The organism is Lysobacter antibioticus (assembly GCF_000731095.1).
In the GTDB taxonomy this organism is placed as follows: Bacteria; Pseudomonadota; Gammaproteobacteria; order Xanthomonadales; family Xanthomonadaceae; genus Lysobacter; species Lysobacter antibioticus_B.
Map to the genome: position 1 here is coordinate 1 of NZ_JMTZ01000072.1, position 22661 is coordinate 22661.

Annotated in this window: 26 protein-coding genes; 16 read left to right on the forward strand and 10 right to left on the reverse strand. The window is 69.0% G+C overall.

From position 1 onward, the window contains the following. Positions 1-201 precede the first annotated feature (201 nt). From EX88_RS0118420 to EX88_RS0118435, 4 genes are all read right to left on the reverse strand, one after another. On the reverse strand, positions 202-657 hold the full coding sequence (locus EX88_RS0118420) for a copper chaperone PCu(A)C (RefSeq protein ID WP_031373462.1): 456 nt from the start codon (positions 655-657) through the stop codon (positions 202-204). Between the two features lie 7 nt (positions 658-664). Then, positions 665-1291: an SCO family protein gene (locus tag EX88_RS26920; RefSeq protein ID WP_031373463.1), complete on the reverse strand. Its 627-nt coding sequence runs from the start codon at positions 1289-1291 to the stop codon at positions 665-667. Between the two features lie 151 nt (positions 1292-1442). Then, complete coding sequence (locus EX88_RS0118430; RefSeq protein ID WP_152566353.1) at positions 1443-2123, reverse strand: hypothetical protein; 681 nt, start codon at positions 2121-2123, stop codon at positions 1443-1445. A 92-nt stretch (positions 2124-2215) separates the two neighbouring features. Next, complete coding sequence (locus EX88_RS0118435) at positions 2216-2536, reverse strand: hypothetical protein (protein WP_031373465.1); 321 nt, start codon at positions 2534-2536, stop codon at positions 2216-2218. A 300-nt stretch (positions 2537-2836) separates the two neighbouring features. On the opposite strand from EX88_RS0118435, the gene sctU reads away from it, so the two are divergent. Next, positions 2837-3946, forward strand: a complete 1110-nt coding sequence (gene sctU, locus EX88_RS0118440; RefSeq protein ID WP_051885283.1) for a type III secretion system export apparatus subunit SctU — start codon at positions 2837-2839, stop codon at positions 3944-3946. A gap of 211 nt (positions 3947-4157) precedes the next feature. Here sctU and sctT read toward each other — a convergent pair whose 3' ends face one another. The 6 genes from sctT to EX88_RS0118470 form a co-directional block, all read right to left on the reverse strand. Further along, the gene (gene sctT, locus EX88_RS0118445) at positions 4158-4946 is read right to left on the reverse strand and encodes a type III secretion system export apparatus subunit SctT (protein WP_036149407.1); all 789 of its coding nucleotides are present in this window, start codon (positions 4944-4946) and stop codon (positions 4158-4160) included. A gap of 31 nt (positions 4947-4977) precedes the next feature. After that, on the reverse strand, positions 4978-5244 hold the full coding sequence (sctS, locus tag EX88_RS0118450; protein WP_031373468.1) for a type III secretion system export apparatus subunit SctS: 267 nt from the start codon (positions 5242-5244) through the stop codon (positions 4978-4980). Positions 5245-5404: 160 nt separating this feature from the next. Next, complete coding sequence (locus EX88_RS27385) at positions 5405-6364, reverse strand: EscR/YscR/HrcR family type III secretion system export apparatus protein (RefSeq protein ID WP_318025859.1); 960 nt, start codon at positions 6362-6364, stop codon at positions 5405-5407. Between the two features lie 3 nt (positions 6365-6367). Then, positions 6368-7441 carry a type III secretion system cytoplasmic ring protein SctQ gene (sctQ, locus tag EX88_RS0118460; RefSeq protein ID WP_031373470.1) on the reverse strand — a complete coding sequence of 358 codons (1074 nt, stop codon included), beginning with the start codon at positions 7439-7441 and terminating at the stop codon, positions 6368-6370. A gap of 13 nt (positions 7442-7454) precedes the next feature. Continuing rightward, positions 7455-8054, reverse strand: coding sequence for a response regulator transcription factor (locus EX88_RS27390; RefSeq protein ID WP_031373471.1), 600 nt, complete (start codon positions 8052-8054; stop codon positions 7455-7457). Between the two features lie 85 nt (positions 8055-8139). After that, positions 8140-9234, reverse strand: a complete 1095-nt coding sequence (locus EX88_RS0118470) for a sensor histidine kinase (protein ID WP_051885284.1) — start codon at positions 9232-9234, stop codon at positions 8140-8142. 141 nt (positions 9235-9375) lie between these two features. Between EX88_RS0118470 and EX88_RS0118475 the strand changes: the two genes are divergently transcribed. The 15 genes from EX88_RS0118475 to EX88_RS27200 all read left to right on the forward strand — a co-directional run. Continuing rightward, positions 9376-9840 (forward strand): flagellar biosynthetic protein FliO, encoded by a 465-nt coding sequence (locus EX88_RS0118475; RefSeq protein WP_081931204.1) that lies wholly within the window; start codon positions 9376-9378, stop codon positions 9838-9840. 379 nt (positions 9841-10219) lie between these two features. Beyond that, positions 10220-12283, forward strand: a complete 2064-nt coding sequence (gene sctV, locus EX88_RS0118480) for a type III secretion system export apparatus subunit SctV (protein ID WP_036149410.1) — start codon at positions 10220-10222, stop codon at positions 12281-12283. 142 nt (positions 12284-12425) lie between these two features. Further along, entirely contained in the window at positions 12426-13889 is a 1464-nt protein-coding gene (locus tag EX88_RS24760; RefSeq protein ID WP_031373475.1) for an FHA domain-containing protein, read from the forward strand. A gap of 178 nt (positions 13890-14067) precedes the next feature. Then, positions 14068-14430 (forward strand): hypothetical protein, encoded by a 363-nt coding sequence (locus EX88_RS26935; RefSeq protein WP_051885286.1) that lies wholly within the window; start codon positions 14068-14070, stop codon positions 14428-14430. Between the two features lie 196 nt (positions 14431-14626). Beyond that, complete coding sequence (locus tag EX88_RS26680; RefSeq protein ID WP_051885287.1) at positions 14627-15040, forward strand: hypothetical protein; 414 nt, start codon at positions 14627-14629, stop codon at positions 15038-15040. 55 nt (positions 15041-15095) lie between these two features. Further along, positions 15096-15860, forward strand: coding sequence for a type III secretion system inner membrane ring lipoprotein SctJ (gene sctJ, locus EX88_RS0118500; protein WP_051885288.1), 765 nt, complete (start codon positions 15096-15098; stop codon positions 15858-15860). Continuing rightward, positions 15857-16504, forward strand: coding sequence for a hypothetical protein (locus EX88_RS26600; protein WP_031373479.1), 648 nt, complete (start codon positions 15857-15859; stop codon positions 16502-16504). Before sctJ ends, EX88_RS26600 begins: the two co-directional genes overlap by 4 nt. Before the next feature lie 34 nt (positions 16505-16538). Continuing rightward, entirely contained in the window at positions 16539-17276 is a 738-nt protein-coding gene (locus EX88_RS24770) for a FliH/SctL family protein (protein WP_161786146.1), read from the forward strand. Between the two features lie 58 nt (positions 17277-17334). Then, positions 17335-18687, forward strand: coding sequence for a FliI/YscN family ATPase (locus EX88_RS0118515; RefSeq protein WP_081931208.1), 1353 nt, complete (start codon positions 17335-17337; stop codon positions 18685-18687). Then, the gene (locus EX88_RS0118520; protein WP_031373482.1) at positions 18684-19175 is read left to right on the forward strand and encodes a hypothetical protein; all 492 of its coding nucleotides are present in this window, start codon (positions 18684-18686) and stop codon (positions 19173-19175) included. The genes EX88_RS0118515 and EX88_RS0118520 overlap by 4 nt, the downstream gene beginning before the upstream one ends. An 11-nt stretch (positions 19176-19186) precedes the next feature. Continuing rightward, positions 19187-19957, forward strand: a complete 771-nt coding sequence (locus tag EX88_RS0118525; RefSeq protein WP_031373483.1) for a hypothetical protein — start codon at positions 19187-19189, stop codon at positions 19955-19957. Between the two features lie 100 nt (positions 19958-20057). Continuing rightward, on the forward strand, positions 20058-20909 hold the full coding sequence (locus EX88_RS0118530) for a hypothetical protein (RefSeq protein WP_031373484.1): 852 nt from the start codon (positions 20058-20060) through the stop codon (positions 20907-20909). 277 nt (positions 20910-21186) lie between these two features. Continuing rightward, on the forward strand, positions 21187-21666 hold the full coding sequence (locus tag EX88_RS0118535) for a hypothetical protein (RefSeq protein WP_031373485.1): 480 nt from the start codon (positions 21187-21189) through the stop codon (positions 21664-21666). A 200-nt stretch (positions 21667-21866) separates the two neighbouring features. Continuing rightward, a complete protein-coding gene (locus tag EX88_RS0118540; protein WP_031373486.1) occupies positions 21867-22202 on the forward strand; it encodes a hypothetical protein in 336 nt (111 codons plus the stop codon). Positions 22203-22401: 199 nt separating this feature from the next. After that, the coding region (locus EX88_RS27200; RefSeq protein ID WP_235186337.1) for a hypothetical protein at positions 22402-22661 on the forward strand (260 nt) is incomplete at its 3' end.

Consider the following 22661-nt stretch of genomic DNA (forward strand, 5'->3'; position numbering starts at 1 on the left):
TGCGCGTTCCGTGGTCGCGGCTCACGCCGCTCTTACAGGGGTTACGACCGGATGCGACGCGAGATTGAAACAGCGCGGTCGCGGCTCGCGCCGCTCCTCCCCCCACGACAGCGCGCCGCTTCGATGGGCGGTATCGGCGTTGTCGCTTCTGCGCGCTCCGTGGTCGCGGCTCGCGACGCTCCTACTCGTGGACACCGCAAATCACGGCGCGCCCGCGCCCAAGGCTCGCACCGGCGCCTGCACGCCAACCTCGCTGCGCCGCCCCGCCGCATCCTCGAACACCAAGGTCAGCGGCACCTGCTCGCCCGCGCCAAGCGGGCGTTTCAAACCGATCAGCATGATGTGGTAACCGCCCGGCGCAAGCGCGACGGTACGCCCGCGCGGCAACGCTACCGACGGTACCTGACGCATGCGCATCATCTGGGCCTGCATCGCCATTTCGTGCACTTCGGTGACCGCGGCGACGTCCGAACGCGCCGCGACCAGGCGCAGGTCGGTACGCGCGGTCAGACGCATGAAGGCGCCGGTCGCCTGCTGTTGCGGCACGCTCGCGCGCACCCACGGCGATTCGATCGCGACCTGCGGCGGTTGCGCCACCGCGTTCGCGCTCAGCAGCAGACCCGCCGCGAGGACGGTAAGGAAACGGATCGAAGTCATGGCGCTCTCAGAGAATCTGGCGGAGGTCGTGCACGCAGTCCTGCGCGCTCTGTTCGTGGCGCAGGGCCAGGCGGATCGCGCCGTTGGCGTCGAAGACATAGCTCAGCGCGGAATGGTCGATGGTGTAGGACTTGCCGGTCGGTACCTTGGCATAGACCACACGGAAGGCCTTGGCGGTCTGCGCGGTGCGCTCCGGGTCGCCGTACAGGCCCAGGAAGCTCGGGTCGAAGGCCTCGGTATAGGCCTGCAGCACCTTCGGCGTGTCGCGCTCGGGGTCGACGGTGATGAAGATCACCTGCAAGCGCTCGGCATCGCTTCCGAGCAGTTTGCGGATCTGCACCGCTCGGGTCAGCGCCGTCGGGCAGACGTCGGGGCACTGGGTGAAACCGAAGAACACCATCGCCAGCTTGCCGCGGAAGTCGGCGAGCGAGCGTTCGCGGCCTTGCGGGTCGAGCAAGTGGAAGTCCTTGGCGAAATCGCGCCCGCTCAGGTTGATGCCGTGGACGGACAGGGGCCTAGGGCCGCCGCAGGCTGAAAGCATGCCGCCGCAAGCTGAAACCACGCCCGCGCAAGCGAGGCCGGCGAGCAGGCGACGGCGCTCGGGCGAATGCGCCAGCGCGGAGGTTGATGCCAACTGGCGTTCGAACACGATCCACCTCGTCGAAACCGAAGGCGGACATTGCAGCACCGCCGCGGTGCGGGCGGATGTGGTCGAGTGTCGCAGCGCTGCGCGACCGATGCGCTGCCGTCGCCGCCGTGCGGCGGGCCGAACGAACCTCGCGCGACTACAGGTCGCGCACCACCCACCCGCTCGGGTGCGAGGTCTCGTCGGCGGCGAGCGCGGCCTGGGCCACGGCATCGGGCGACTGACCGGCGCGCCAGGCCGAGGCGATCGCGGCGAGGCGGTCGCGGGTGACGCGGGTGTAGGCGCCTTCGAGTTCGTTCTGGGCGTCGGCGGCGAGTTTCTGCGGATACAGGGTGCGTGCGTCTTCGCTGCGGTTGAGCAGGGCGATCAGGCGCGACAGCGCGGTGCGGAACGTGGCCGCGCCGAGCGCGGTGCGCTGGGTGCGTTGCAGATGCCAGACGGTGAGGTATTCGACCGGGCCGAGCAGGCGTCGCGGCGTGGCGCCGAAGAAATGTCCGGACAGCGAGCTGACCGCGACCGGGCCGGTCGAATCGGGCAGGCGCGTGGCGCCCCAGGAACTCAATGCGCCGCCGGGCAGGTCCATGCGCCGCAGGGCGGTGCCGAAGGTGTCGGCGATCAGGCGCTGTGCGCGCGCATCGTCGCTTTCGGCGATGACCCCGAGCAATCGGATGAACAAGGGATAGCGGTCTTCGCCGAGGCGGCGCACGACGCGCTTGAGCACGGTCAGGCGGTACTCGGGGTCGCTGTGCGCGGCGAGCGCGGAAACCAGGCGGTCGGCGCCGGCGCGCAGGGCTTCGGGAGTGGGGGTGGCGTCGGTCACGGCGTGCCGCGGCAAGCGCGGCGATCGGACAGGAGGGGGGACTAGCCTAGCTTAGGCCGATGCGCTGCGGCGTCGAGCGCCGCCGGCGATGCTCAGCTCAGGGAATCGAGCACGGCGTCGGCGCCGTGGTCGGCGGCCGACGACAGGTCCATCTGGCCGAGCTGGTGCTCGAAGCCGGGGTCGCCGGCGAGCAGGCGATCGCCGGCCGGGACGTCGCTCCAGGCGTCGGCGTTGAGCACGTCCTCGCCCTGGTCGACCGCGGGCGGCGAATAGGCGGGGACGGTCTCGGCGACCTGGGGGGCGTGCTGGATCTGCTCTTGCGGGGTCGGCTCGCGTCCGCGCAGGTTCTCGAGCGCAGCTTGCCCGTCGAGGCTGCTGCGGTCGATACGCGGGTCGTTGCCGATCGTGCTCATGCGGGGCAGGTTACGGGTGAAGTCGGGGGGATGGGCGAAATGTAGCGCCGGGGGCCGAAGTGGCCAACTCGGGATGACCCTAGGTGGTGGTCGGGCCGTTCATCCCGGCGCCCGCGGCGGCCGCTCCGGGTCTGCCGGGGGGCGGCGCCAGGCCTGGCTGAGGGCGTGCAGAGCGGCGCGGGCAACGCGACGAGCGCGGGGCACGGCGCCTTGTATCGAGTTCGCATTTGGCGTGTGCCGGCACGACCGTTTTCGCAGGCCCGTGCTAGCCTCGTCCCCCTCTCGCTGGAAGGGCCGCGCATGGGGAAGGACCAGGGCGCCGACAAGACCGAACCGCCTACCCAAAAACGGATCCGGGACGCCCGCAAGCAGGGCAACGTCGCCAAGAGCAAGGAGCTGACCAGCACCGTGCTGGTGCTCGGCTGGGTGGTGTGCGGCTGGATGATGCTCGACTTCATGCGGATGAAGTTGATCCGTTTGTTCGAGACCAGCCTGAAGGCGATCAACCAGCCCTTCGGCGATGCCCTGCGCGAGGTCGGCTCGACCGCCTTCGACACCCTGTTGTGGCTGTCGCTGCCGCTGCTGGCGACGGCGGTGTTCCTGGGCGTGATCATCGAGTTCCTGCAGATCGGCCCGATCCTGACCCTGGACAAGCTCAAACCCAACCTGGAGAAGCTGAACCCGGCCGACGGCGTGAAGAAGATGTTCTCGATGGACAACCTCGTCGAGCTGGTCAAGTCGGTGATCAAGAGCGCGGCGCTGATCGGCATCGGCATGTTCGTGCTCTACAAGATGCTGGCCCAGCTGATGCTGCTGCCGTACGCGCCGCCCGCGGCGATGGGCGCGGGCATCTGGCACGGCCTGATCCGGATCGGCATCTGGACCATCTTCGTGTTCTTCTTCGTCTCGGCCATCGACGTGTGGTACCAGAAGTTCGCCTACACCAAGCAACTGCGCATGAGCCGCCGCGACATCCAGCAGGAGGTCAAGGAGAACGAGGGCGACCCGCACGTGAAGAGCCGGCGGCGGCAGTTGCATCAGGAGTGGTCGCAGCAGAACATGCTCAATGCCGTCCGCCAATCGAATGTCGTCGTGACCAACCCCACCCACATCGCCATCGCCCTGCAGTACGAACACGGCGTTACCGACCTGCCGGTGGTGGTGGCCAAGGGCGAGGGCTACATGGCCGAGCAGATCAAGCGCACCGCGGCCGAGGCCGGCGTGCCGATCCTGCAGAACGTCGAGCTGGCGCGCGGCCTGCACGAACACGTGGCGCTGGACGATTACATCGGCAACGAGTTCTTCGAGGCCGTGGCCGAAGTGCTGCACTGGGCCGAGAGCGTGCGCCGCCTGCGCGACGGCGACGACAGTGAAATGGAACTGCCGCCGCCGCTCGACGAGCCGCGCTGAGGCCGTAAGCGTTCCCCCACGTCCGCTGCGCGGCCGTTCGCCCCTCTCAAAGGGACCAACAGCACGGGTATGCGGAGAACCGCGCGTGGGCTGCGTGCCGCTGTGACCTTCGCATCCATGCGCCGTTTCCCCTTTGCAAAGGGGCGGGGGGATTTGCTCTTGCTTCGAGCCGCGAGAATAACCGCCGGCGCCAATCGAAGCGGTACGCCGCTTAGACCGTGAACACCCGGTTCAAGGCCTCGAGCAAGCCGCGGTTGTCGTTGAGCCGGTCGAGCACGATCTCCACGTACACGCCGAGCATCAGCAGGATGATCCAGGTCGCCAGCCAGGCCTTGATCGGCATGGTGATGGTGAAGACGTTGAGCTGCGGAGCGAAGCGGTTGACCAGGCCGAAGGTCAGGTCGATCAGCAGCAACACCACCATCGCCGGCGCCGCCAGCACCAGCAAGGCGGTCATCAGATAACTGAACTGGCCGACGAACAACTCCATGCCGACCGCGTGCAGGGTCGGGAAGTAGGACGTCACCGGCCACATCGCATAGCTCGACAACAGCAGGTCGAGGAACACCAGGAACGCACCGCTGGCCATGAACAACCAGGCCGCGAACTGCGACAGAAAGCTGCCGTGCAGCGAGGCCTGATGGCCCTGGATCGGGTCGAACACCTGCGCCAGAGTCATGCCGACCTGGGTGTCGATGATGTTGCCGGCGGCGCTGATCGCCCAGAACACCATGCCGAAGCAGAAGCCGATCGAGATGCCGATGAACAGCTCTTTGAGGATGATCGGCGCCCAGTCGACGGCGCCGAGCGAGTGCAAGGGCACGCCGTTCACCGCCACCGGGATCGCGATGATGCCCAGACTGACCATGAAGCTGTTGCGCACCAGCGGCGGCATGTTCTCCGAGGTCAGCAGCGGCAGCATCATGAATGCGCCGATCACGCGCGGCAGCACCAGGCCCAGCGCGAGCATCAGGTCGGTGACGGAATCGAAGCTGATCATGCGCCGGTCGCGCGGGGCTCACCGGCGCGCATCAATGCCGGACCATGCCCGGGAAGTCGATGAAGATGCGGTCGGCGAAGGTGTACAGGGTGCCGCCGATCATCGAAGCGGTGACGAACAAGGTCACCACGATCACGGTGAACTTGATCGCGTAGGCGAAGGTCTGTTCCTGCAACTGGGTGGCGGCCTGGATGAAGGCCACGACCAGGCCGACCACGGCCGCGGCGACCACCGGCGGACCCGACAGCAGCAGCGTCAGCCACAGCGCCTGTTTGGTCAGTTCGAGCATGTCGCCCATAAGAGTCGGGATTCGCTTTAGGGATTCAGGAAGGGGGGGCGGGAATGGAGAATAGGGAATCGGATAAGCGAAGGCGTCAGAGCGGGACGGCGATCCGGACACGCGGCAGGGCCGCTGTTTCGATTCCCGATTCTCCATTCCCGATTCCCGCCTCCCGGCGCTAGCCGCCGTAGGTCAACACCAACCCATGCACCAGCTTGGCCCAGCCGCCGATCAGCACGAACAGCAGCAGCTTGAACGGCAGCGACACCGTGGTCGGCGACAGCATCATCATGCCGAGCGACAACAGGATGTTGGACACGACCAAGTCGATGATCAGGAACGGCAGGAAGATCAGGAAGCCGATCTGGAAGGCGGCGGTGAGTTCGCTGACGGTGAAGGCCGGAATCACCACGATGAAGTCGTTGACCGAGATGTCGCCGCGCGAGGCCGGCGGCAGCAGGCGCTGCGCGCTGCGTAAAAAGAACGCGCGCTCGGCGTCGCTGGAATGCTTGATCAGGAAGCCGCGCAAGGGCTCCTTGCCGGCATCCATCATCGCCAGCAGGCGTGCGGTGTCCATCTTGCCGCCGCCGCCGAGCAAGGGCGTCGCCGGTTTCTTCGCCGCGCCCGCGGCTGCGGTCGCGGCCGGTGCGGCCGCCGCGGCTGCAGCGGTCGCAGGTGCAGCGGTTGCAGGTGCCGCAGTGGCCGGCGCCGCGGTAGCTGCGGTCGCCGCCGCGGTAGCGGCCGGCGTGGCCGCCGCCGGTGCGGTGCCCGCGGCAGGCGCGGCCGTGGTCGCCGGGGTCGTTCCCGCTGCGGCCGTTGCCGCCGGTGCCGCCGGTGCCGCGGTCCCGGGCGGCTGGCCCTGGGTCGCGGTCGCGGCGGTGCCGCCGCCGACGCGTGCGTTGATCGCGTCGTGCGTTTCCAGGATCACCGGATACATCACGTAGATCGACAGCACGATCGCCAGGCCGTTGATGACGACGTTCGGCGGCACCTGCTGCAGGCCCAATGCATTACGCAACAGGCTCAGCACCACGACGATCTTGGTGAACGAGGTCACCATGACCGCGACGAACGGCGCCAACGCGAGGCTGACCACCGTGATCAGCACCAGGGCCGGCGAGAACGAACTGAAATCCATGGTTCAGCTCCAGGCGATCAGGCGCACGCCGAGGGTGTCGCCGACGGCGACGATCTCGCCGCGCCCGGCGTCGCGGCCGTTGGCGCGGATCACCACGTTCGCGCCTTCCAGGCGCGAGGGCAGAGCGAACACGTAGCCGGGCTGGAAGCCGGACAGTTCGTCGTATCGGCATTCGAGCCGGCCCAGGTCGAACTCCAGGCGGACCGGAACGTCCGGTGCGGTGGGTTCCGCGGACTCGGGGGCAGCGGACTCGGTGTCGCTCATCGCGGAGGTCTCCTGATGCGTGGAAAGGGTCAAGGGCGCGCCGTCGATGCGCCAGCCGTCGGCGGCCGGCGCCAGCGGCCAGGCGAAGCCGGGCACGTGCGCCTGCATCGGCGGCGGGCGCTGGTGGTTGCCGATGACGAGGACGTCGCCGGGGCGCAGCTGGCGCCATTGCGCATGGCGCAACTGCGGGCCGGCCCAGCGGATCGCGATCGGTACCGGCAGATCGGCCCAGCGTGCGCTCGGGTCGTCGCCGTAGGCGGGTTCGGGGGTTTCGGCGCGTGCGAGCAACTGACCGACCCAGTTGACCGGCATGCGCAAGGTGCCGCGGCTCAGCACCTGCGCGCCGCTGCCGTCGGTGATCACGAACGACAGCCACAGGCCGTCGAGTTCGGCTTCGGCCTCGGCATGCGCGGCGCGGATCGGGTCGCTGGCGCCGTCGTCGACGATCGGGATCAGGGCGACGTCGATGCCCTGGCTCAGGCGCACCAATTGGGTTTCGTGGGCCAGGCTCCAGGCGAGCAGGCGCGAGCGGCCCTGGTAATCGCTCCAGTGCAGGCCGGTGTCGCTGGCGTTGGCCAGGCTGCTGTCGAAACGCAGTTTGACCCGCGCGCCGTCGCCTTCCAGCGTGACCAGCTCGCCGTGCACCGGCTCGGTCGGCACGAAGCTGAGCCAGCCGCCGTCGCGGGTGGGCCAACGTTGGCGCAGCGCGAACACGTCGCGCAGGGCCTCGGCCTGCCAGGGATGCAGGGAGGGCAGGCGGCCGCGCGGCGAAGCGGCGAGGCCGGCGGCGTCGGCCGAATACGTCGGCGTCATCGTTGCACTCGTCTCACCCATGGCCCAGCGCCACCTTCATCAGTTCGGGCAGCGAGCGTACCCCGAGTTTGTTCATCATGTTCGATCGATGCAGTTCCACGGTCTTGACGCTGATGCCGAGCACGTCGGCGATGATCTTGTTCGGTTTGCTCGCCACCACCAAGTCCATGACTTGACGTTCGCGCGGGCTGAGCCGGGCCAGGCGGTCGTCGCCGGCCTCGACGGCATGGTTGCGCGCATTAGCGATGGCGGCCCGGATCGCATCGATCAGGGCGTCGTCGCTGAAGGGTTTTTCGAGGAAGTTGGACGCGCCCTTGCGCATCGCCTCGACCGCGAGCGGCACGTCGCCGTGGGCGGTGACGAACACCAGCGGCAGGCCGATGCCGCGCCGGCGCAGTTCTTCCTGCAGTTGCAGGCCGCTCATCAGCGGCATGCGGATGTCCGAGACGATGCAGTGCGCGCCGCCGCCGTGGCGTTCGCCGGCATAGGCCTCCAGGAACGCCGGCCCGGAGGCGTGGGCCTGGACCTCGAAGCCGGCGGTTTCGAGCAGCCAGGCGGTGGAATCGCGGAAGCCGTCGTTGTCGTCGACCAGATAGATGCGTGCTTCGCTCATGGGCAGTCGTTCCCGGGGGCGACGGGCGAGGGGCGGTCGGTGGGCGCGGTGCGGGCCGCTGCGCGGAAGCGTTCGGGCATCGTGCTCAGGTCCTGGCCTCGAAGCGCGGCAGGGTGAAGCCGAACACGCTGCCGCCGCCGTCGCGCGGCTCGAAGAACAAACGGCCTTCGTGGTACTCGATGATCGACCGGCAGATCGCCAGGCCGATGCCGAGGCCGTCGGTCTTGGTGGTGAAGAACGGCGAGAACAACTGGTCCTGCTCGGCCGGGCTGAGGCCGGCGCCGCGGTCGGACACGCGCACTTCGATCTGGTCGTCGAGGTTCATGCGCGCGTCGATGCGCAGTTCGCGGCGCGCGGTCGGGATCTCGCGCATAGCCTCGATGGCGTTCTTGACCAGGTTCAACAGCACCTGCTCGATCATGACCCGGTCGGCGAACACCGGCGCCAGCCGCGCCGGCAGGCCGAGGTCGATGCGCAGTTGCAGGCGCTCGGCTTCCAGGCGCAGCAGCTCCAGCACGGTCGCGGCGATCTGGCTGAGGTCGTGGGCGTCGCGTCGCGGTTCGCGCGCGCGCACGAACTCGCGCACCCGCGAGATCACCGCGCTGGCGTGTTCGGCCTGGGTGCGCGCGGCCTGCAGGGCGCGTTCGACCTGGACCGGGCCGCCGGCCTGTTCGACCAGGCGCAGGCTGCCGTTGAGGTAATTCATGATCGCCGCGAGCGGCTGATTGAGTTCGTGGGCCAGGGTCGCGGCCATCTCGCCGACCGACATGAGGCGCGAGGTGAACAGCAATTTCTCCTGGCGGGTCTTGTGCGAGTCCAGGGTCTCGATGCGTTCGCTGATGTCGATCGCGGTCAGCACGTCGACGTGGTCGCCGGCGTGCTCGGCGCGGCCCCAGTGCAGCGCGTACCAGCGGCCGCTGTGCGGGGCCAGCACTTCGCGCGGGCGCTCGCCGTCGCCGGCCTCGCCTTGCAGGCGGGCGAGGAGGGCCTCGCGTTCACCATGTTCAGCCAGTTCGCCGAATTCTTCGCGATAGCGTGCGTTACCGGCGACCAGGGCGCCGTCCCCGGCGAACATCGCGCAAGCGAAAGGGACCGCGCCCAACAGGCCGGCGTCGCGGTCCGGGGCGCTGGCCGCGCCCGATTCATCGCTGGGTTTGCTACGACGTTTCGCTGTGACCATGCTCACATCAATGCCATGCGCGACGGCTCGTCGGCGTGAAGCGACGGTCCGCCGCCGTTGCGGGGCGGCCGGGCTGCTACGGTATGTCGGCGCGGCCTCGCCGCTCCTCTCGCCTCGTTACCGGTTCCGCACTGACCCACCATGCCGATACTGCTCCCACTGCGCTTGCTGCTTAATCGTTCCCCGTTGCCGGCCCTGGCTGCGTTGCTGTCGCCGGCGACCGCGCTGGCGTTCGCGCCGGCTGCCGCGGGCCCCGCCGCTCCGGCGAACGTTCCCGAACCGCCTTCGTTCTTCCTCGAACTGCTATCGATCATGCTGCCAGTCGCGGTGGTCCTGGTCGGCCTGGTCGCGGTTTTGTATTACCTGCGCAAGCGCCATGGACTGACCGCGCGCGACAATCCGCTGTCGGTCCTGCAGGTGCTTCCGGTCGGCCCGCGCGAGCGCATCGTGGTGCTGCGCACGCGCAGCGGGCGCGCCCTGGCGGTCGGGGTCGGAGGACAATCGATGAGCCTGATCGCCGAACTCGATTCCGCCGACATCGCCCCGCTTGCGACTGCGACGACGATGCCGGAATCGACCGTCGCGGCGGCCGAAGCCGAATCGTGACGAGTCTTCGTCTACGTTAGTCGAACGTAATTGCGCAATTGCGCACGCGTTCACAAAAACAATGATGAATGCGCGCGAATGTAGCCGCCCGAGATCGAGGGGGCGTGATTGTGCACATCCCGCACAAGAACTACCTCGTTCACACAAATGATGACAATCAGCACTTAGTATCGGGCGTCCGAACCGGGATCGTGTAAGGACAGCGCCATGGCTGGGTGCGCAGGGGTACGTGGTAGAGCAGTGACTGCTTTCACCGTTCGATGCAGGGCCGAACTTCTTTCGAGCGCGACCCGTGGCCAGCCGCCGCGGGGCCGCGCCATCGCTGCTGCGCGCCCGAACGTGGTCGGCTCGTCGATTCTCAGGAACCGGGACTGACCGAATGCGCGCATTGTTGAGCTCCCTGATGGCCGCCGCTCCCGGCGCGACGCCCCGGCGTCGGGCCGGTTACAGCGATATCGTGCTGGCCATCGCAGCGGTCACGATCATCGGCGTGATGATCCTGCCGTTGCCGTTGGCCATCATCGACACCCTGGTCGCGGTCAACATCGCCATCGGCTTCGGCCTGCTGCTGATCGCCCTGTACATCCCGACCCCGGTCGCGTTCTCCAGTTTCCCCAGCGTGCTGCTGCTGACCACGCTGTTCCGGCTGGCCTTGTCGATCGCGATCACCCGCTCGATCCTGCTCGAAGCCAACGGCGGTCACATCGTCGAAACATTCGGCAGCATGGTCGCCGGCGGCAACCTGGTGGTCGGCTTCGTGGTGTTCCTGATCATCACCGTGGTGCAGTTCATCGTCATCGCCAAGGGCGCCGAGCGCGTGGCCGAGGTCGCCGCGCGCTTCACCCTCGACGCCATGCCCGGCAAGCAGCTGTCGATCGACTCGGACCTGCGCGCCGGCCTGACCGACAAGGACGAGGCCAAGCGCAAGCGCCGCTTGCTCGAAGTCGAAAGCCAATTGCACGGCAGCCTCGACGGCGCCATGAAGTTCGTCAAAGGCGACGCCATCGCCGGCATCGTCATCATCATCATCAACCTGCTCGGCGGCCTGGCCATCGGCGTGCTGCAGAAGGGCATGACCCTCGGCGACGCCACCCACACCTACAGCATCCTGACCATCGGCGACGGCCTGGTCTCGCAGATCCCGGCGATCCTCGCCACGATCGCGGCCGGCCTGGTGGTCACCCGCACCGCCGGCGACGAGGACGACCGCCACCTCGGCGAATCGATTACCCGCCAGGTCACCGGCCAGCCGCGCGTGCTGCTGATCACCGGCTGCCTCGCCTTCCTGATGGTCTTCGTGCCGGGCTTTCCGAAGCTGGTGTTCTTCCTGCTCTCGGCGGTGCTGCTGGGCTTCGCCGCCTGGCGCTACCGTCACGGCTCGGTGGTGCTGCGGCGCGCGTTCCGGGTGCCGGAAGGCGAGCGCGGCACCGACGATGTGGTCGTCAACGAAGACGAGATCGCCCCGCCCGCGCCCTTGCAACTGGACCTGTCGCCGACGCTGGCGGCCGCGTTCGGCGAGGCCACGGTGCGCGAACGCATCGTCGACGTCGCCCGCCGTCTGCGCGACGAGTACGGCGTGCCCCTGCCGGTGCCGGTGGTCAAGGTGGTGCCGGCGCTCGACAACGGCGACGGCCTCGGCGGCTATCGCCTGACCGCCTACGGCGCGCGCATCGCCTTCGGCCGCTTGTCGTCGAACGCGCAGTTCCGCCCGGCCCGCGCCGGCGACGCCAGCGCGCCCAAGCTGGCCGGCTTCTTCCCGCCGTTGGCGGGCGAGTGGACCGGCCAGACCGGCGGCGAGACCCGCGATGCGCTGGCCACGGTGATCGAGCATTGCCGCGCCGCGCTCGAACGCCGCATGGGCAGCTTCATCGGCATTCAAGAGACCTCGAACCTGTTCGGCAAGATGCAGCGCGACTATCCGGACCTGGTCAAGGAAATGCTGCGCGTGGTCGCGCCGCAACGCGTCGCCGACGTGCTGCGCCGCCTGGTCGAGGAGGGCGTGCCGATCCGCAACCTGCGCGATGCCTTCGAGGCCATCACCGATGTCGGCGGGCGCGAGAAGGACGTGGTGCTGTTGACCGAATACGTGCGGGTCGCGCTCAAGCGCGAGATCGCTGATCGCTACGCCGACAGCGAACGCACAATGCAGGTGCTATTGATTCATCCTGAATTGGAGGATCGTCTGCGTCAGTCGGTACGCGTCGCCGGCGGTGCCACCCAGTTGGCGATCTCGCCGGAACTGGCGGGACGGCTCGGCGCCGAGGTGCGTTCGCACCTGGGCCGCCAGGCCGAGGGCGTGCGGCCGGTGCTGCTGTGTTCACTGGACGTTCGCCGACACCTGCGCAAGCTGCTGGAGATCGATTTCTTCGAACTGCCGGTGCTGTCCTACCAGGAACTCGCACCCGACCTGCGGATCGTGCAGGCCGGCCAGGTCAACGCCTAGATGAGCGCCAAGACGATGCAACGTCCCAGCCTCCATCGCCAGGTAACTTCCCCAATCCATCATCGGCCGGTGGGTGCGCGCGTTTCGCGCGGCCCGGCCGTACGCGCCGCCGCACGCGGACGCGTCTAGACAGGAGTCCGTCATGTCTTCCCCCGACATCCATACCGAACCCGCCGAACCTCGTGTCGCCGCCGCGTCGCCCGCGGTCAGTGTGCTGCGCATCGTCTCCGGCCTGCATGCCGGCGCCAGCCGTCCGCTGTCGGCGCAAGAAACTCTGTTGATCGGCAGCGGCGGCGATTGCGACATCGTCCTGTCCGACGCCGGCGTCGCCCCGCACCACGCCTTCATCACCCGCATGGGCGGCACGGTCTCGCTGCGCGCGGTCGACGCGCCGCTGCAGATCGACGGCCAGAGCTTGAACCCGGGCGATCCGGCCGAGCTGTCGGCGATGCAGCGCGTCGACCTGGGCAGCGCCTCGCTCGCGGTCGGCGCCAGCGAAGACCCGGCCTGGGCGACGATCCTGCCGAACCTCGGCGAGATGGCCAAGCCGCCGCGCTCGTCGATGCGCCATCTGCCCTTGATCGCCGGCCTGGCGGCGCTATCGCTGGTGTCGGTGGCGATCGCCGCGGCGGTGATGCCGGGCTTCGAGAAAGAACCCACCGCGATGGAAGTGGTGACGCCGCTGATCAAGGAGTTTTCGATCGTCGGCGGCCGCGCGGTCGAGAACGAAGACGGCAGCCTGGTGCTGTCGGGCACGATCAAGGACGCGGCGACGCGCGAGATGATCCGCAAGCGCCTGGTCACCGGCAACGTGCAGGCACGGCTCGATCTGCGCACCGGCGACGACATCGCCGCCGACGTGCGCGAAGTGCTGCGCAGCCAGGGCCTGGCGGTGCAGACCCGTTACCTCGGCAACGGCGACGTCGAAGTCGCCGGGCGTTTCGCCGACCCGGACAAGTTCAAGCGCGCGATCGCCTCGCGCGCGATGCAGGACGTCAACGGCGTGCGCCGGGTGATCCGGCGCGACCTCGACGAAAGCGCCCAGCCCGCGGCCGGCCCGGCCGTCGCCGCGGCCGATACCGAACCCAAGAAGCCGGTCAGCACCGCGCCGACCCGGATCGTGCAGATCGTGCGCGGCACCAACCCGCACGTGATCGATGTCGATGGCGCCCGCTACGCAGTCGGCGACGCGCTGCCCGACGGCCGTTCGCTGATCGCCATCGGAGACAAGGCCTGGGCGATGAACAAGCTCAGCGGTCAGGCCGAGGAGATCAAGGCGCAGCCGGTGACCGCGGCCGAGCAAGCGGCGATCGCCGCCGCTGCGGCGGGCGTCGCGCCGGCACCGGCTGCGACGGCGCCGACCGGCACGGCCGCGACCGCTCCGGCGACTGCGGCGACCACCGCTCCGACCAGTCCCGCTCCGACCACTGCGGCACCGACCACTGCAACGCCGACCACTGCAACGCCGACCGCGGCCAAGCCGGCGCCGGCTAAGACCGTGCCCGCGCAACCTGCCCAGCCGGCGCCGACCTCGGCCGGTAAGCCGGCGGCGCCCCGTTCAGCCGTGGCCGAGGCGCCCGCGCGCCCGGCCGGCAACCGCCAGTAAGGACGGCCACCCCCGGGTTAGCACTAGCTGGTTTCACATTCGGATCATCGATTAAATCCAAGATCGGCTACATGCACCCTGAGTCCGGCCGATCGCAGTTCCCGCATTCAGTTTTCAGTGCCATCCGTAGTTCCACGCTAATCAGCGGCCTGAGCCGCTTCCTGCAGGAGAGACGTCAATGAGCAATACGATCAATCCCGGCGCCGACGCCGGTGGCCTGGTGACCACCTTCATCGCTGCGGCCAATAACAACAACAACGGCACCGCCCGCAACGGCGGCGGCGGCGCGACCGCAGCCAGTGGTGGCGGCGGCAGCGGCGGCAGCTGGTACGAAGCCCTGTCGCGCGCCTGGGGCCAGACCCTCGACGCCCAGGCCTCGCGCATCACCGAGCTGTCCGGTTCGATCGGCGGCGGCGGCGACCAGCCCTCGAACATGGTCGCGCTGACTGCCGAGAGCCTGCGCATGCAGTTCGTCTCCAACAGCGCCGCGACCTCGCAGAACAGCGTCGGCGAAGCGCTGAACGCGCTGGCCAGGAAGTAATCGCGACGGCGGCGCGACGTCCGCCGCCGTTCCGAGCCGTCGTGTCGTCCGGATCGCAAGGTCCGGACGGCCGGGGTCCGGGACGAGCGGGCGCGAGCGGCCTCCGGCATCGCCGGGCGGTTTCTCGGCGCAGCCTCGCCAGTGGTTTCATAAAGTAGTTTCTTAAAACGGACTTCACCTTTCGGGAGAAAGGGCAATGATCGAAGCCATCTCAGTCGCGGCGGAAGCCGCGCAGCCGGCAGCCGCATCGCCGGCGCAATCGCCGCAGGCCTCGGCCTACGACGTCCGCGAGTTCGCGGCGGCGTTCGACCGTGGCGCCGCGCCGACGTCCCAGGGCAGCGGCACCGCCCAAGCCGGCGCGACCGCGTCCAGCGAACCCTCGCAGGGCACGCGTGCGGTGCTGGCCGCGCTCGACAATCTCAACGGCGGCGCCGACAAGATCGACGCGGCGTCCAAGACCATGTCGGCCAATTCCGCCGACCTGACGCCGGGCGAGATGATCCAGATGACCATGCGCTGTCACGAGTTCATGTTCACCTCGCAATTGACCTCGAACGTCGCCAACCGCACTTCGGACGGCGTCCAGCAGTTGTTCCGTCAGCAGTCGTAATTCCAAATCGGGGGAATGCATGGGTAGGGCGTCAGGCTTCAACGCGGTACGAGTCATGGCGGCCCTGCTGGCTTGCCTGCTGATCGTCGGCTGCACACGCACCACGCTGTACAGCCAGCTCGACGAGCAACAGGCCAACGAACTGATGGCGGCTCTGTTGGATGCCGGTATTCCGGCGGAAAAGGACCCGTCGCCGAGCAAGACCGGTTGGGAAGTGATGGTCAACCGCGGCGACATCCCGTACGCGATGCAGGTACTGAGCTCGCGCGGCTTGCCGCGCGCGCAGTACCGCTCGCTCGGCGAGGTGTTCAAGAAGGAAGGCTTCGCGTCTTCGGCGCTGGAAGAAAAGGCGCGCTATCTGTACGGCCTGTCGCAGGAGCTCTCGCGCACCCTGTCGCGCATCGACGGCGTGGTCGAGGCGCGCGTACACATCGCCTTGCCCGACCGCGATCCGCTCGGCGGCAACGTGCAGGACTCGTCGGCCTCGGTGCTGGTGTTCGAGCGTCCGGGCCAGAGCCTGCGCGACCGCGAAACCGACATCAAGGTCTTCGTCAAGGACAGCGTGGAAGGCCTGGACGACGTCAACAAGGTCACGGTCAAGTTCTTCACCGTCACCGCGCCGCCGAAAGCGCATCAGGCCGGTGGGCCGTTCGCGGCGGTGTTGGGTTCGATCGACCTGACCGTGGTCATCATCGGCGCCGGCGTGTTGGTGCTGTTGGCGATCGTGGCGTTCTTCTTCGGCCGCCTGCGTTCGCGCTTCGCTCCGGCTGCGGCCACCGCGCCGGTCTCCAACGCGCGCAGCGGGGTCTGGAACGGATGAGCGCGTCGATGGCGCTGCGGACGATCCTCACCGAGGTCGATCCGAGCTGGCACGGTGCCGGGACCGACACGATCGATCCCGAACTGCTCGTGTCGGCGCGCCAGAGTCCGCTGGGACGCCGTCTGCTCGCGCGTTGGCTCGCCGCCGATGCGCCGGCCCTGCTCGCACCGCAGCCCGGCGAGGGCTTCGGCGCCGCCGCGCGGCGCTGGCCACGGGTGCGCATGGCGCGCCTGGTGCGCGACCTCGGCGCGCTGGCCTATGCGCCGGCGATCCGCTCGGAAGTGCGGCGCGAACCGGTGCGCCGGCTCAAGCAGGCGCTCGACAACAGTTATCTGCTCGCGCTCGACAGTCTGGTCTGGGACGGCAAGGTGCAGGCCCAACTCGGCGCGCAGCTGAGCGCGGAACTCGATGCCGCGTTGCGCGCGTCGGAAGCCGACCAATTGCTGTTCGACCTGCTCGACGGCCGCGGCCGCACCGAACTGCGGGTGTGGGCCGAACGCCGCGACCCCGGCCTGGCCGACTGGTCGCGCCTGCTGCTGCCGCGCACCACCCACGAAGCCTCGGCCTCGCTCGGCACGCATCTGCCGCCGGAAGCGGTCGAACGCCTTTACGCCCATCACGGCGCGCGCCCGCTGGCGGCCTGAGCCGTCGCGCCGCGCATCCAACCACGGAATTCCCATGCACGCAGATCCGCTCCAGTCCGCTTCCCCGTCGTCCGCCGCTTCCGCCGCGGCCACGGGCATGACGGACGGCGGCGCGCGCAGGATCGAGCCGAGCCGTCCCAGCGCGACGATCTCGGTGTTCGAACGCAAGCAGTTCGAGCGCGCGGTCGCCGGCACGGTGGTGCCGGCCAAGCAATGGAACGCGATCGCAGAACTCGACCAGACCCTGGCGCGCGTCAACGCGCTGTACGCCGAGGCCGGCGACGAGATCAAACAGGCGCGCGAGGCCGGCTACGCCGCCGGTTTCGCCGAAGGCCTCGCCCGCGCCCAGCAACAGATGGCGCAGCAACTGGCCGACCTCAACGAACGCCGCGCGCGCGTGCTCGCCGACGCCGGCAGCCGCGTCACCGAACTGGCCTGCGCCATCGTCGCGCGCATCTCGCCGGAGTTCGACGCGCGCAGTGTGGTGCCGCCGCTGGTCATGCACGCGGTCGAGGCCGCGCAGGCCGAACAGTTCCTGTTGATCCGCGTCCACCCGAGCGTGCGCGAAGACGTCGCCAAGGGCCTCGGCCTGGTGCGCCAGGCGCACCCGGTGGTCGGCGTGATCGAGCTGGTCGACGACGAAAGCCTGGACAAGCTCAGCTGCGTGGTCGTGTCCGAAGCCGGCGAAGTGCGTGCCGGCGTGGCCCAGCAGATCGAGGCGATCCGCATCGCCCTGTCCGGCGCCGAGTACGGCGCGGAGCACACCGAATGAAACGCCGCAGGGCCGTCGTCGCGATGCCCGGGCCGCGCGCGCGGCTGGAGACTGCGCGATGAGCAGCCTGCCGCGCACCATCCTGCAAGCCGTGCCGGCGCCTGCCCAGCAGGACCCGCTGATCGCCGCGCTGTCGCGGGTGCAGCCGGTGGTGCGCGTGGGCAAGGTCGCCGAGGCCTACGGCACCATGATCCGCGCCACCGGGCTCAAGGCGATGATCGGCGAGCTGTGCGAACTGCGCAGCCCGCGCGACCGCAATTTCCGCCTCGCCGCCGAAGTCGTCGGCGTGTCGCGCCAATACACCTTGCTGACCCCGCTCGGCGCGCTCGACGGCGTCGCCCACGACACCGAGGTCGTCGCCACCGGCCGCCAGGCCTCGGTGCGCGCCGGCGACGGTCTGCTCGGGCGCATCCTCGACGCCAACGGCGAGCCCATCGACGGCCTCGGCGGGTTCGGCCCGACCGTGCAGATCCCGATCTACGCCGCTTCGCCGAACCCGCTGTCGCGCCAGCTCATCGAGCGGCCGTTCGCGACCGGCGTGCGCGCCATCGACACGGTCATGACCGCCGGCGTCGGCCAGCGCCTGGGCATCTTCGCCGTCGCCGGCGGCGGCAAGAGCACCTTGCTCGGCATGCTCGCGCGCGGTGGCGACGCCGACGTCAACGTGATCGCCCTGGTCGGCGAACGCGGCCGCGAGGTCAACGAATTCGTCCACGACAACCTCGGCGAAGCCGGGCTCAAGAAGTCGATCATCGTGGTCGCCACCTCCGACCGCCCGGCGCTCGAACGCAGCCGCGCGGCCTGGGTCGCGACCGCCATCTCCGAGTATTTCCGCGACCGCGGCAAGCGGGTGATGCTGCTGGTCGACTCGGTCACTCGCTTCGCGCGCGCGCTGCGCGACGTCGGCCTGGCGATCGGCGAACCGCCGGCGCGGCGCGGTTTCCCGCCTTCGGTGTTCAGCGCCTTGCCGCGCTTGTTCGAGCGCGCCGGCAACAACGACCGCGGCAGCATCACCGCCTTCTACACCGTGCTGATGGAAGGCGAGGACGGCGACGACCCGATCGCCGAGGAAGTGCGCTCGATTCTCGACGGCCACATCGTGCTGTCGCGCAAGCTCGCCGCGGCCTATCACTACCCGGCCATCGACGTGCTGACCAGCCTCAGCCGCACCATGCCGCGAGTCGCCGACGAAGCTCATCAACGCGCCGCCGGCCAGTTGCGCAAATACCTGGCCAAGCACCAGGACATCGAACTGCTGCTGCAGCTCGGCGAGTACAAGCGCGGCAGCGACGCCGAGGCCGACATCGCGATCGAGAAGATCGAGCCGATCCGCAAGCTGCTCAAACAGTCGTCCCACGACCTGGCCGACTACCGTCAATCGGTGGATGCCTTGCGCAAGGTGTTCGGATGAAGCGCTATCCGCTGCATACCCTGCTGCAACTGCGCTCGCACCGGGTCGAGACCGCGCGCATGCTGGTGCTGGAACGCCAGCGCCAGGTGCAGGAGCGCCGCGACGCCTGCACCCAGATCCAAGGCGAGATCACCGCGCTCAACGACGAACGCGCCGGCCAGCGCCTGCGCCTGATGGACCCGCCGCCGCCCGGGATGCCGTGGCCGATGGCGATGACCCAGCGCGAGGCCCACATCGATCATCTCGGCGAACTGGCGGTCGCCGCGCAACAACGGCTGCTCGACGCGCAAGGCAAGCTGCGCGAAGCCGAAGCCTCGCTCGACGAGGCTCGCAAGGCGTTCTTCCGCGCTAAGGCACGGCTGGACGCGCTGGAAAAACGCAAGGACCTGTGGCGCAAGGAACAGAACACCCTGACCGCGCGCCGCGAGGAAGCCATGAACGCCGATCTGATGCTGGCCACGCGCCAGAACACGAACGGCCCCTTCTGAACGAGGTCGCCATGAGCATCACCCGCAGCTCCTCGACGTCCGATTCCGATTCGGCCCAGCGCAGCGAATCCACGCGCCAGACCGACAAGCCCCGCGAGGCCCGGCGCGAGCCGCCGGCCGAGGGCACGATCGACCGCTTCCGCACCCTGATGCAGCAACGCGAAGGCAAGCTCGGCCAGTTGCCCGGGCAGGAAGGCCTGGCGCGCGAGGAAGAAGCCGCGGCGATGTTGAAGAAGCAGGCCCAGGAAGGCGGCCCCGGCAACGCCAAGGCCGACGCGCGCCGCGCCGCGCACGCCGGCGAGGCCCATGCCCGCACCGTCGCCGAGCACTCGCGCCAACACGGCCGTCTGGAAGAACGCAACGCCGGCAGCGGCCAAGAGCAGGGCCGGCAGGAGCTCGCCAGCCTGCCGCCGGCCGAGGCCTCGGCGATGTGGCAGGCGCAACTGGCGATGCGCGACGCCGCCACCCAGACTCAGCCGAGCCTGCCGAACTCGAACGCCGCTGCGTTCGCCGACCTGATCGAGCGCCACGTGCGCCAGCTCGCGGTCGGCGAGGGCGCCGCCGGCGGCGAAGAAGGCCAGGTCTTGCTGCGGCTCGCCGACAGCACCTTGCCCGGCACCGATCTGCTGCTGACCAAGACCGCCGAGGGCTGGCAACTGCGCGCCGACGTGCGCTCGCGTTCCAGTTTCGATGCGATCCGCGACGCCAGCCCCGAGTTGATGCGCCGCTTCGCTTCGCGCAACCTCGGCCAGCTCAGCATCGATCCGCATTTCCACGACTGAGCCGATGCCCGTTCGTGCCTGGCCCGCCCGCGTCCGGCCCGCCCGTGTTCGAGCGGGCGCGAGCCGCGCCGGGTACGGAACGGGCAGGGAGATCCCGCTCATGGACCGTCGCATCGCCACGACTACGACAGCTACCGTCGGCGTCGCCGCGCTCGCATTGCTGCTCGCCGCCTCGCCGGGCGCTGCGCGCGCACAGGACACGGCGCCGTTGATCGACGGCGTCGGCGCCTACACCCATTCGCAGATCATGCGTCACCGCGGCGACGAGGCCGCCACGCCGACGAATAAGCCAGGCGACAAGCCGGCGCCGAACCAGCGCGCCGGCAAACGCGCGGCCCTGGGCTTCGACAGCCTGACGTTCGCGCCGGTGCCGGCGGTATCGAAAACGCTCAATGCCGCCTTCGCCGACAGCCTGACCGGGCGCCGGGCGACCCTCGACCACGCGACCTTGCGCGGCATCGATGCCGAGTTCGTGCGCAATCCGCGTTTTCGCGAGTTGCTGGCGCGCCAGCTCGGCGGCGATCGCGAGCAGGTCCTGCTCGCCCTGCAGTCCGGGCGCCTGCAGGCGCAGTTCCAGCGGCGCCTCGCTGGGCACGGCTATTCGACGCGCAATCTCGGCGACGTCATCAATGCCTTCATGATCTACGGCTGGACCCTGGTCAACGACGGTGCGCGCAGCGATCACGGCGCCGCCTTCGCGGCCCTGCGCCAACGCCTCGGCGACAGCCTCGCGCGCGGCGAGAAGATGACCACGATGGATCGCGCCGACATGCAGGAGGCGGCCGAGCTCTACGGTCTGGTCGCGACCCTGGCCGCGGCGGCCTGGCAGAACGCCGCCAGTCCGGCCGAGCGCGCCAGCCTGCGCGACGGCGTCAACGCCATCGGTCGCGGCATCGGCATCGATTTCCGCCGCGTCGCCCTGACCGAGCGGGGGTTCGCGCCGCGGCGTTGAGCCGCAGCGATCCGCTCATGTCCGGGTTCCACTCTCACTGCCGCACGCCGCGCCGCATGCCGCACTGCATGCCACACCCTGGGGATGTTCCCAGGCTTTCGCGTTCGCGGGCATCGCCGATACTCGATCGCCTCCGGTCGCTCGCCGTGCGTCGCGACGGCGACCGCCGGGAGATGCCCGTCAAAGATCGACGCGTTGCCGCTTCCTGAGCGTCGCGCGCGCAGTGTCTACTGATTCGTTATCGCCATCACCGCCATCGTTGCGACAGGAGAGTCCGATGTCCCAGCCCTTCACCCCGACCCAGGAACAGCGCGAGCAGATGTTCGCCGACTTCGAGGCCCTGTTGAACGAACAGTCCGGCATCGACGCGGCCGACCGCGACGCGCTGCTGCACCACTTCGCCCGCGCGCTCGACGAGGCCAAGCCCAGCGACGCCGCCGATCCGCAGGCGCTGATGGCCAACCTCAGCCAGACCCTGGACCTGTTGCAGGAAAACCGCATCATCCAGCCGGGCGAGCGCGACGGCCTGACCAAGGCCTTCGAGGCGCCGCTCAAGGACCCGAAAGTGCAGCGCGCGCTCGAGTTCAGCCAGCGCAGCCAGCGCGACGGCGAAGAGAAGGCGCGGCAGTGGCTGGAGACCCAGCCGGACCTCGAGGACGAGATGACCGCAAGCGGCGGCGGATCGACGCCGGCACCGCCGCCGAGCGGCTTGCCGTCGTCGCTGGGCATCAAGAAGCCGGTCAAGACCTACCGCTGAATCGGCGCTGCCGGCGACACGAGGTGAGCGCGTTCACAAATCTTGCGAAAACGCCCGGCCGCAACGGTTTCGCCCTAGGGAACGCCCCAGCTATACAGTCTTGCGGCGATCCCGATAATTCATCTACAGGCTTACCAATCCCGCTACCGCAGACGATCTGACCGGGGCGGCTGACCTACCAAAAAACCAGGGAGAGCGTCATGTCGGATATCAACGTTCAGTACGCCCAGTTGTCGCAGCAGAACATGGTCGACAGCGCAGGCGTCGACGAGTCGGGTAACAGCAAGCGCGGCGGCCGTTCCGGTGCCGGCGGCGGCGGTTGGCTGGTGGCGTTCGCCACCGCGATGGGCACGCTCATCGAGAAGGCCGGCAACGCTCTGATGGACAAGGCCGAAGCGATCGGCGACAAGCCGACCGCGGCCGACTCCACCGAGCTGACCGTGCAGAGCCAGATGTACTCGATGTTCATCAACGCCGTCAGCACCGCGTTGAAGACCATGGGCGAAGCGCAGGGCGCGATGGCCAAGCGCAACTAAGCTACACAACGACCCCGGTCGTGCGAACGCCAGGCCTCGCGGCCTGGCGTTTTCGTTTGTGCGGCCGTGAGGCGTCGCGGTCGGTTACGCATTCCAGGCTGCGGCGGTAACGGTCGGAAGCCTTGCTCTTGCTGAAGAAGAGGACATCGCGCCTTCCCCTGTAGGAGCGGCGTAAGCCGCGACCCCGGGACGCGCGGAGATGACCACGCTGACGTCGCCCGGCGAAGCGGAATGCTCTCGCGGGGTAGGAGCGGCGCGAGCCGCGACCCCGGGGCTCCAAGCTGGCGCGGCCGGTTTCGATGCCGCTGCCTTCGCCTTCGCCTTCGCCTTCGCCCTGGCCTTGGCCTTGGCCGTTGTTGCTGCTGCTGTTGCTGTGCGCAGCCGAGCACTCGCGAAGGCAATGGAAGACCCGGAGGGCGGCGCGCAAGGATGCGCGCCGTTTTTCATCGGGACAGGGAT

Coding starts and splice junctions, on each gene's coding strand:
- EX88_RS26680 (WP_051885287.1), top strand. CDS start 14,627: ATGATCGAAGCCATCTCAGTCGCGGCGGAAGCCGCGCAGCCGGCAGCC.
- EX88_RS0118470 (WP_051885284.1), bottom strand. CDS start 9,234: ATGGTCACAGCGAAACGTCGTAGCAAACCCAGCGATGAATCGGGCGCG.
- EX88_RS24760 (WP_031373475.1), top strand. CDS start 12,426: ATGTCTTCCCCCGACATCCATACCGAACCCGCCGAACCTCGTGTCGCC.
- EX88_RS26600 (WP_031373479.1), top strand. CDS start 15,857: ATGAGCGCGTCGATGGCGCTGCGGACGATCCTCACCGAGGTCGATCCG.
- EX88_RS0118525 (WP_031373483.1), top strand. CDS start 19,187: ATGAGCATCACCCGCAGCTCCTCGACGTCCGATTCCGATTCGGCCCAG.
- sctU (WP_051885283.1), top strand. CDS start 2,837: ATGGGGAAGGACCAGGGCGCCGACAAGACCGAACCGCCTACCCAAAAA.
- sctJ (WP_051885288.1), top strand. CDS start 15,096: ATGGCGGCCCTGCTGGCTTGCCTGCTGATCGTCGGCTGCACACGCACC.
- sctV (WP_036149410.1), top strand. CDS start 10,220: ATGCGCGCATTGTTGAGCTCCCTGATGGCCGCCGCTCCCGGCGCGACG.
- EX88_RS0118475 (WP_081931204.1), top strand. CDS start 9,376: ATGCCGATACTGCTCCCACTGCGCTTGCTGCTTAATCGTTCCCCGTTG.
- sctT (WP_036149407.1), bottom strand. CDS start 4,946: ATGATCAGCTTCGATTCCGTCACCGACCTGATGCTCGCGCTGGGCCTG.
- sctS (WP_031373468.1), bottom strand. CDS start 5,244: ATGGGCGACATGCTCGAACTGACCAAACAGGCGCTGTGGCTGACGCTG.
- EX88_RS26935 (WP_051885286.1), top strand. CDS start 14,068: ATGAGCAATACGATCAATCCCGGCGCCGACGCCGGTGGCCTGGTGACC.
- EX88_RS0118520 (WP_031373482.1), top strand. CDS start 18,684: ATGAAGCGCTATCCGCTGCATACCCTGCTGCAACTGCGCTCGCACCGG.
- EX88_RS0118420 (WP_031373462.1), bottom strand. CDS start 657: ATGACTTCGATCCGTTTCCTTACCGTCCTCGCGGCGGGTCTGCTGCTG.
- EX88_RS24770 (WP_161786146.1), top strand. CDS start 16,539: ATGCACGCAGATCCGCTCCAGTCCGCTTCCCCGTCGTCCGCCGCTTCC.
- EX88_RS0118515 (WP_081931208.1), top strand. CDS start 17,335: ATGAGCAGCCTGCCGCGCACCATCCTGCAAGCCGTGCCGGCGCCTGCC.
- EX88_RS0118540 (WP_031373486.1), top strand. CDS start 21,867: ATGTCGGATATCAACGTTCAGTACGCCCAGTTGTCGCAGCAGAACATG.
- EX88_RS0118535 (WP_031373485.1), top strand. CDS start 21,187: ATGTCCCAGCCCTTCACCCCGACCCAGGAACAGCGCGAGCAGATGTTC.
- EX88_RS0118435 (WP_031373465.1), bottom strand. CDS start 2,536: ATGAGCACGATCGGCAACGACCCGCGTATCGACCGCAGCAGCCTCGAC.
- sctQ (WP_031373470.1), bottom strand. CDS start 7,441: ATGACGCCGACGTATTCGGCCGACGCCGCCGGCCTCGCCGCTTCGCCG.
- EX88_RS0118530 (WP_031373484.1), top strand. CDS start 20,058: ATGGACCGTCGCATCGCCACGACTACGACAGCTACCGTCGGCGTCGCC.
- EX88_RS27390 (WP_031373471.1), bottom strand. CDS start 8,054: ATGAGCGAAGCACGCATCTATCTGGTCGACGACAACGACGGCTTCCGC.
- EX88_RS27385 (WP_318025859.1), bottom strand. CDS start 6,364: ATGGATTTCAGTTCGTTCTCGCCGGCCCTGGTGCTGATCACGGTGGTC.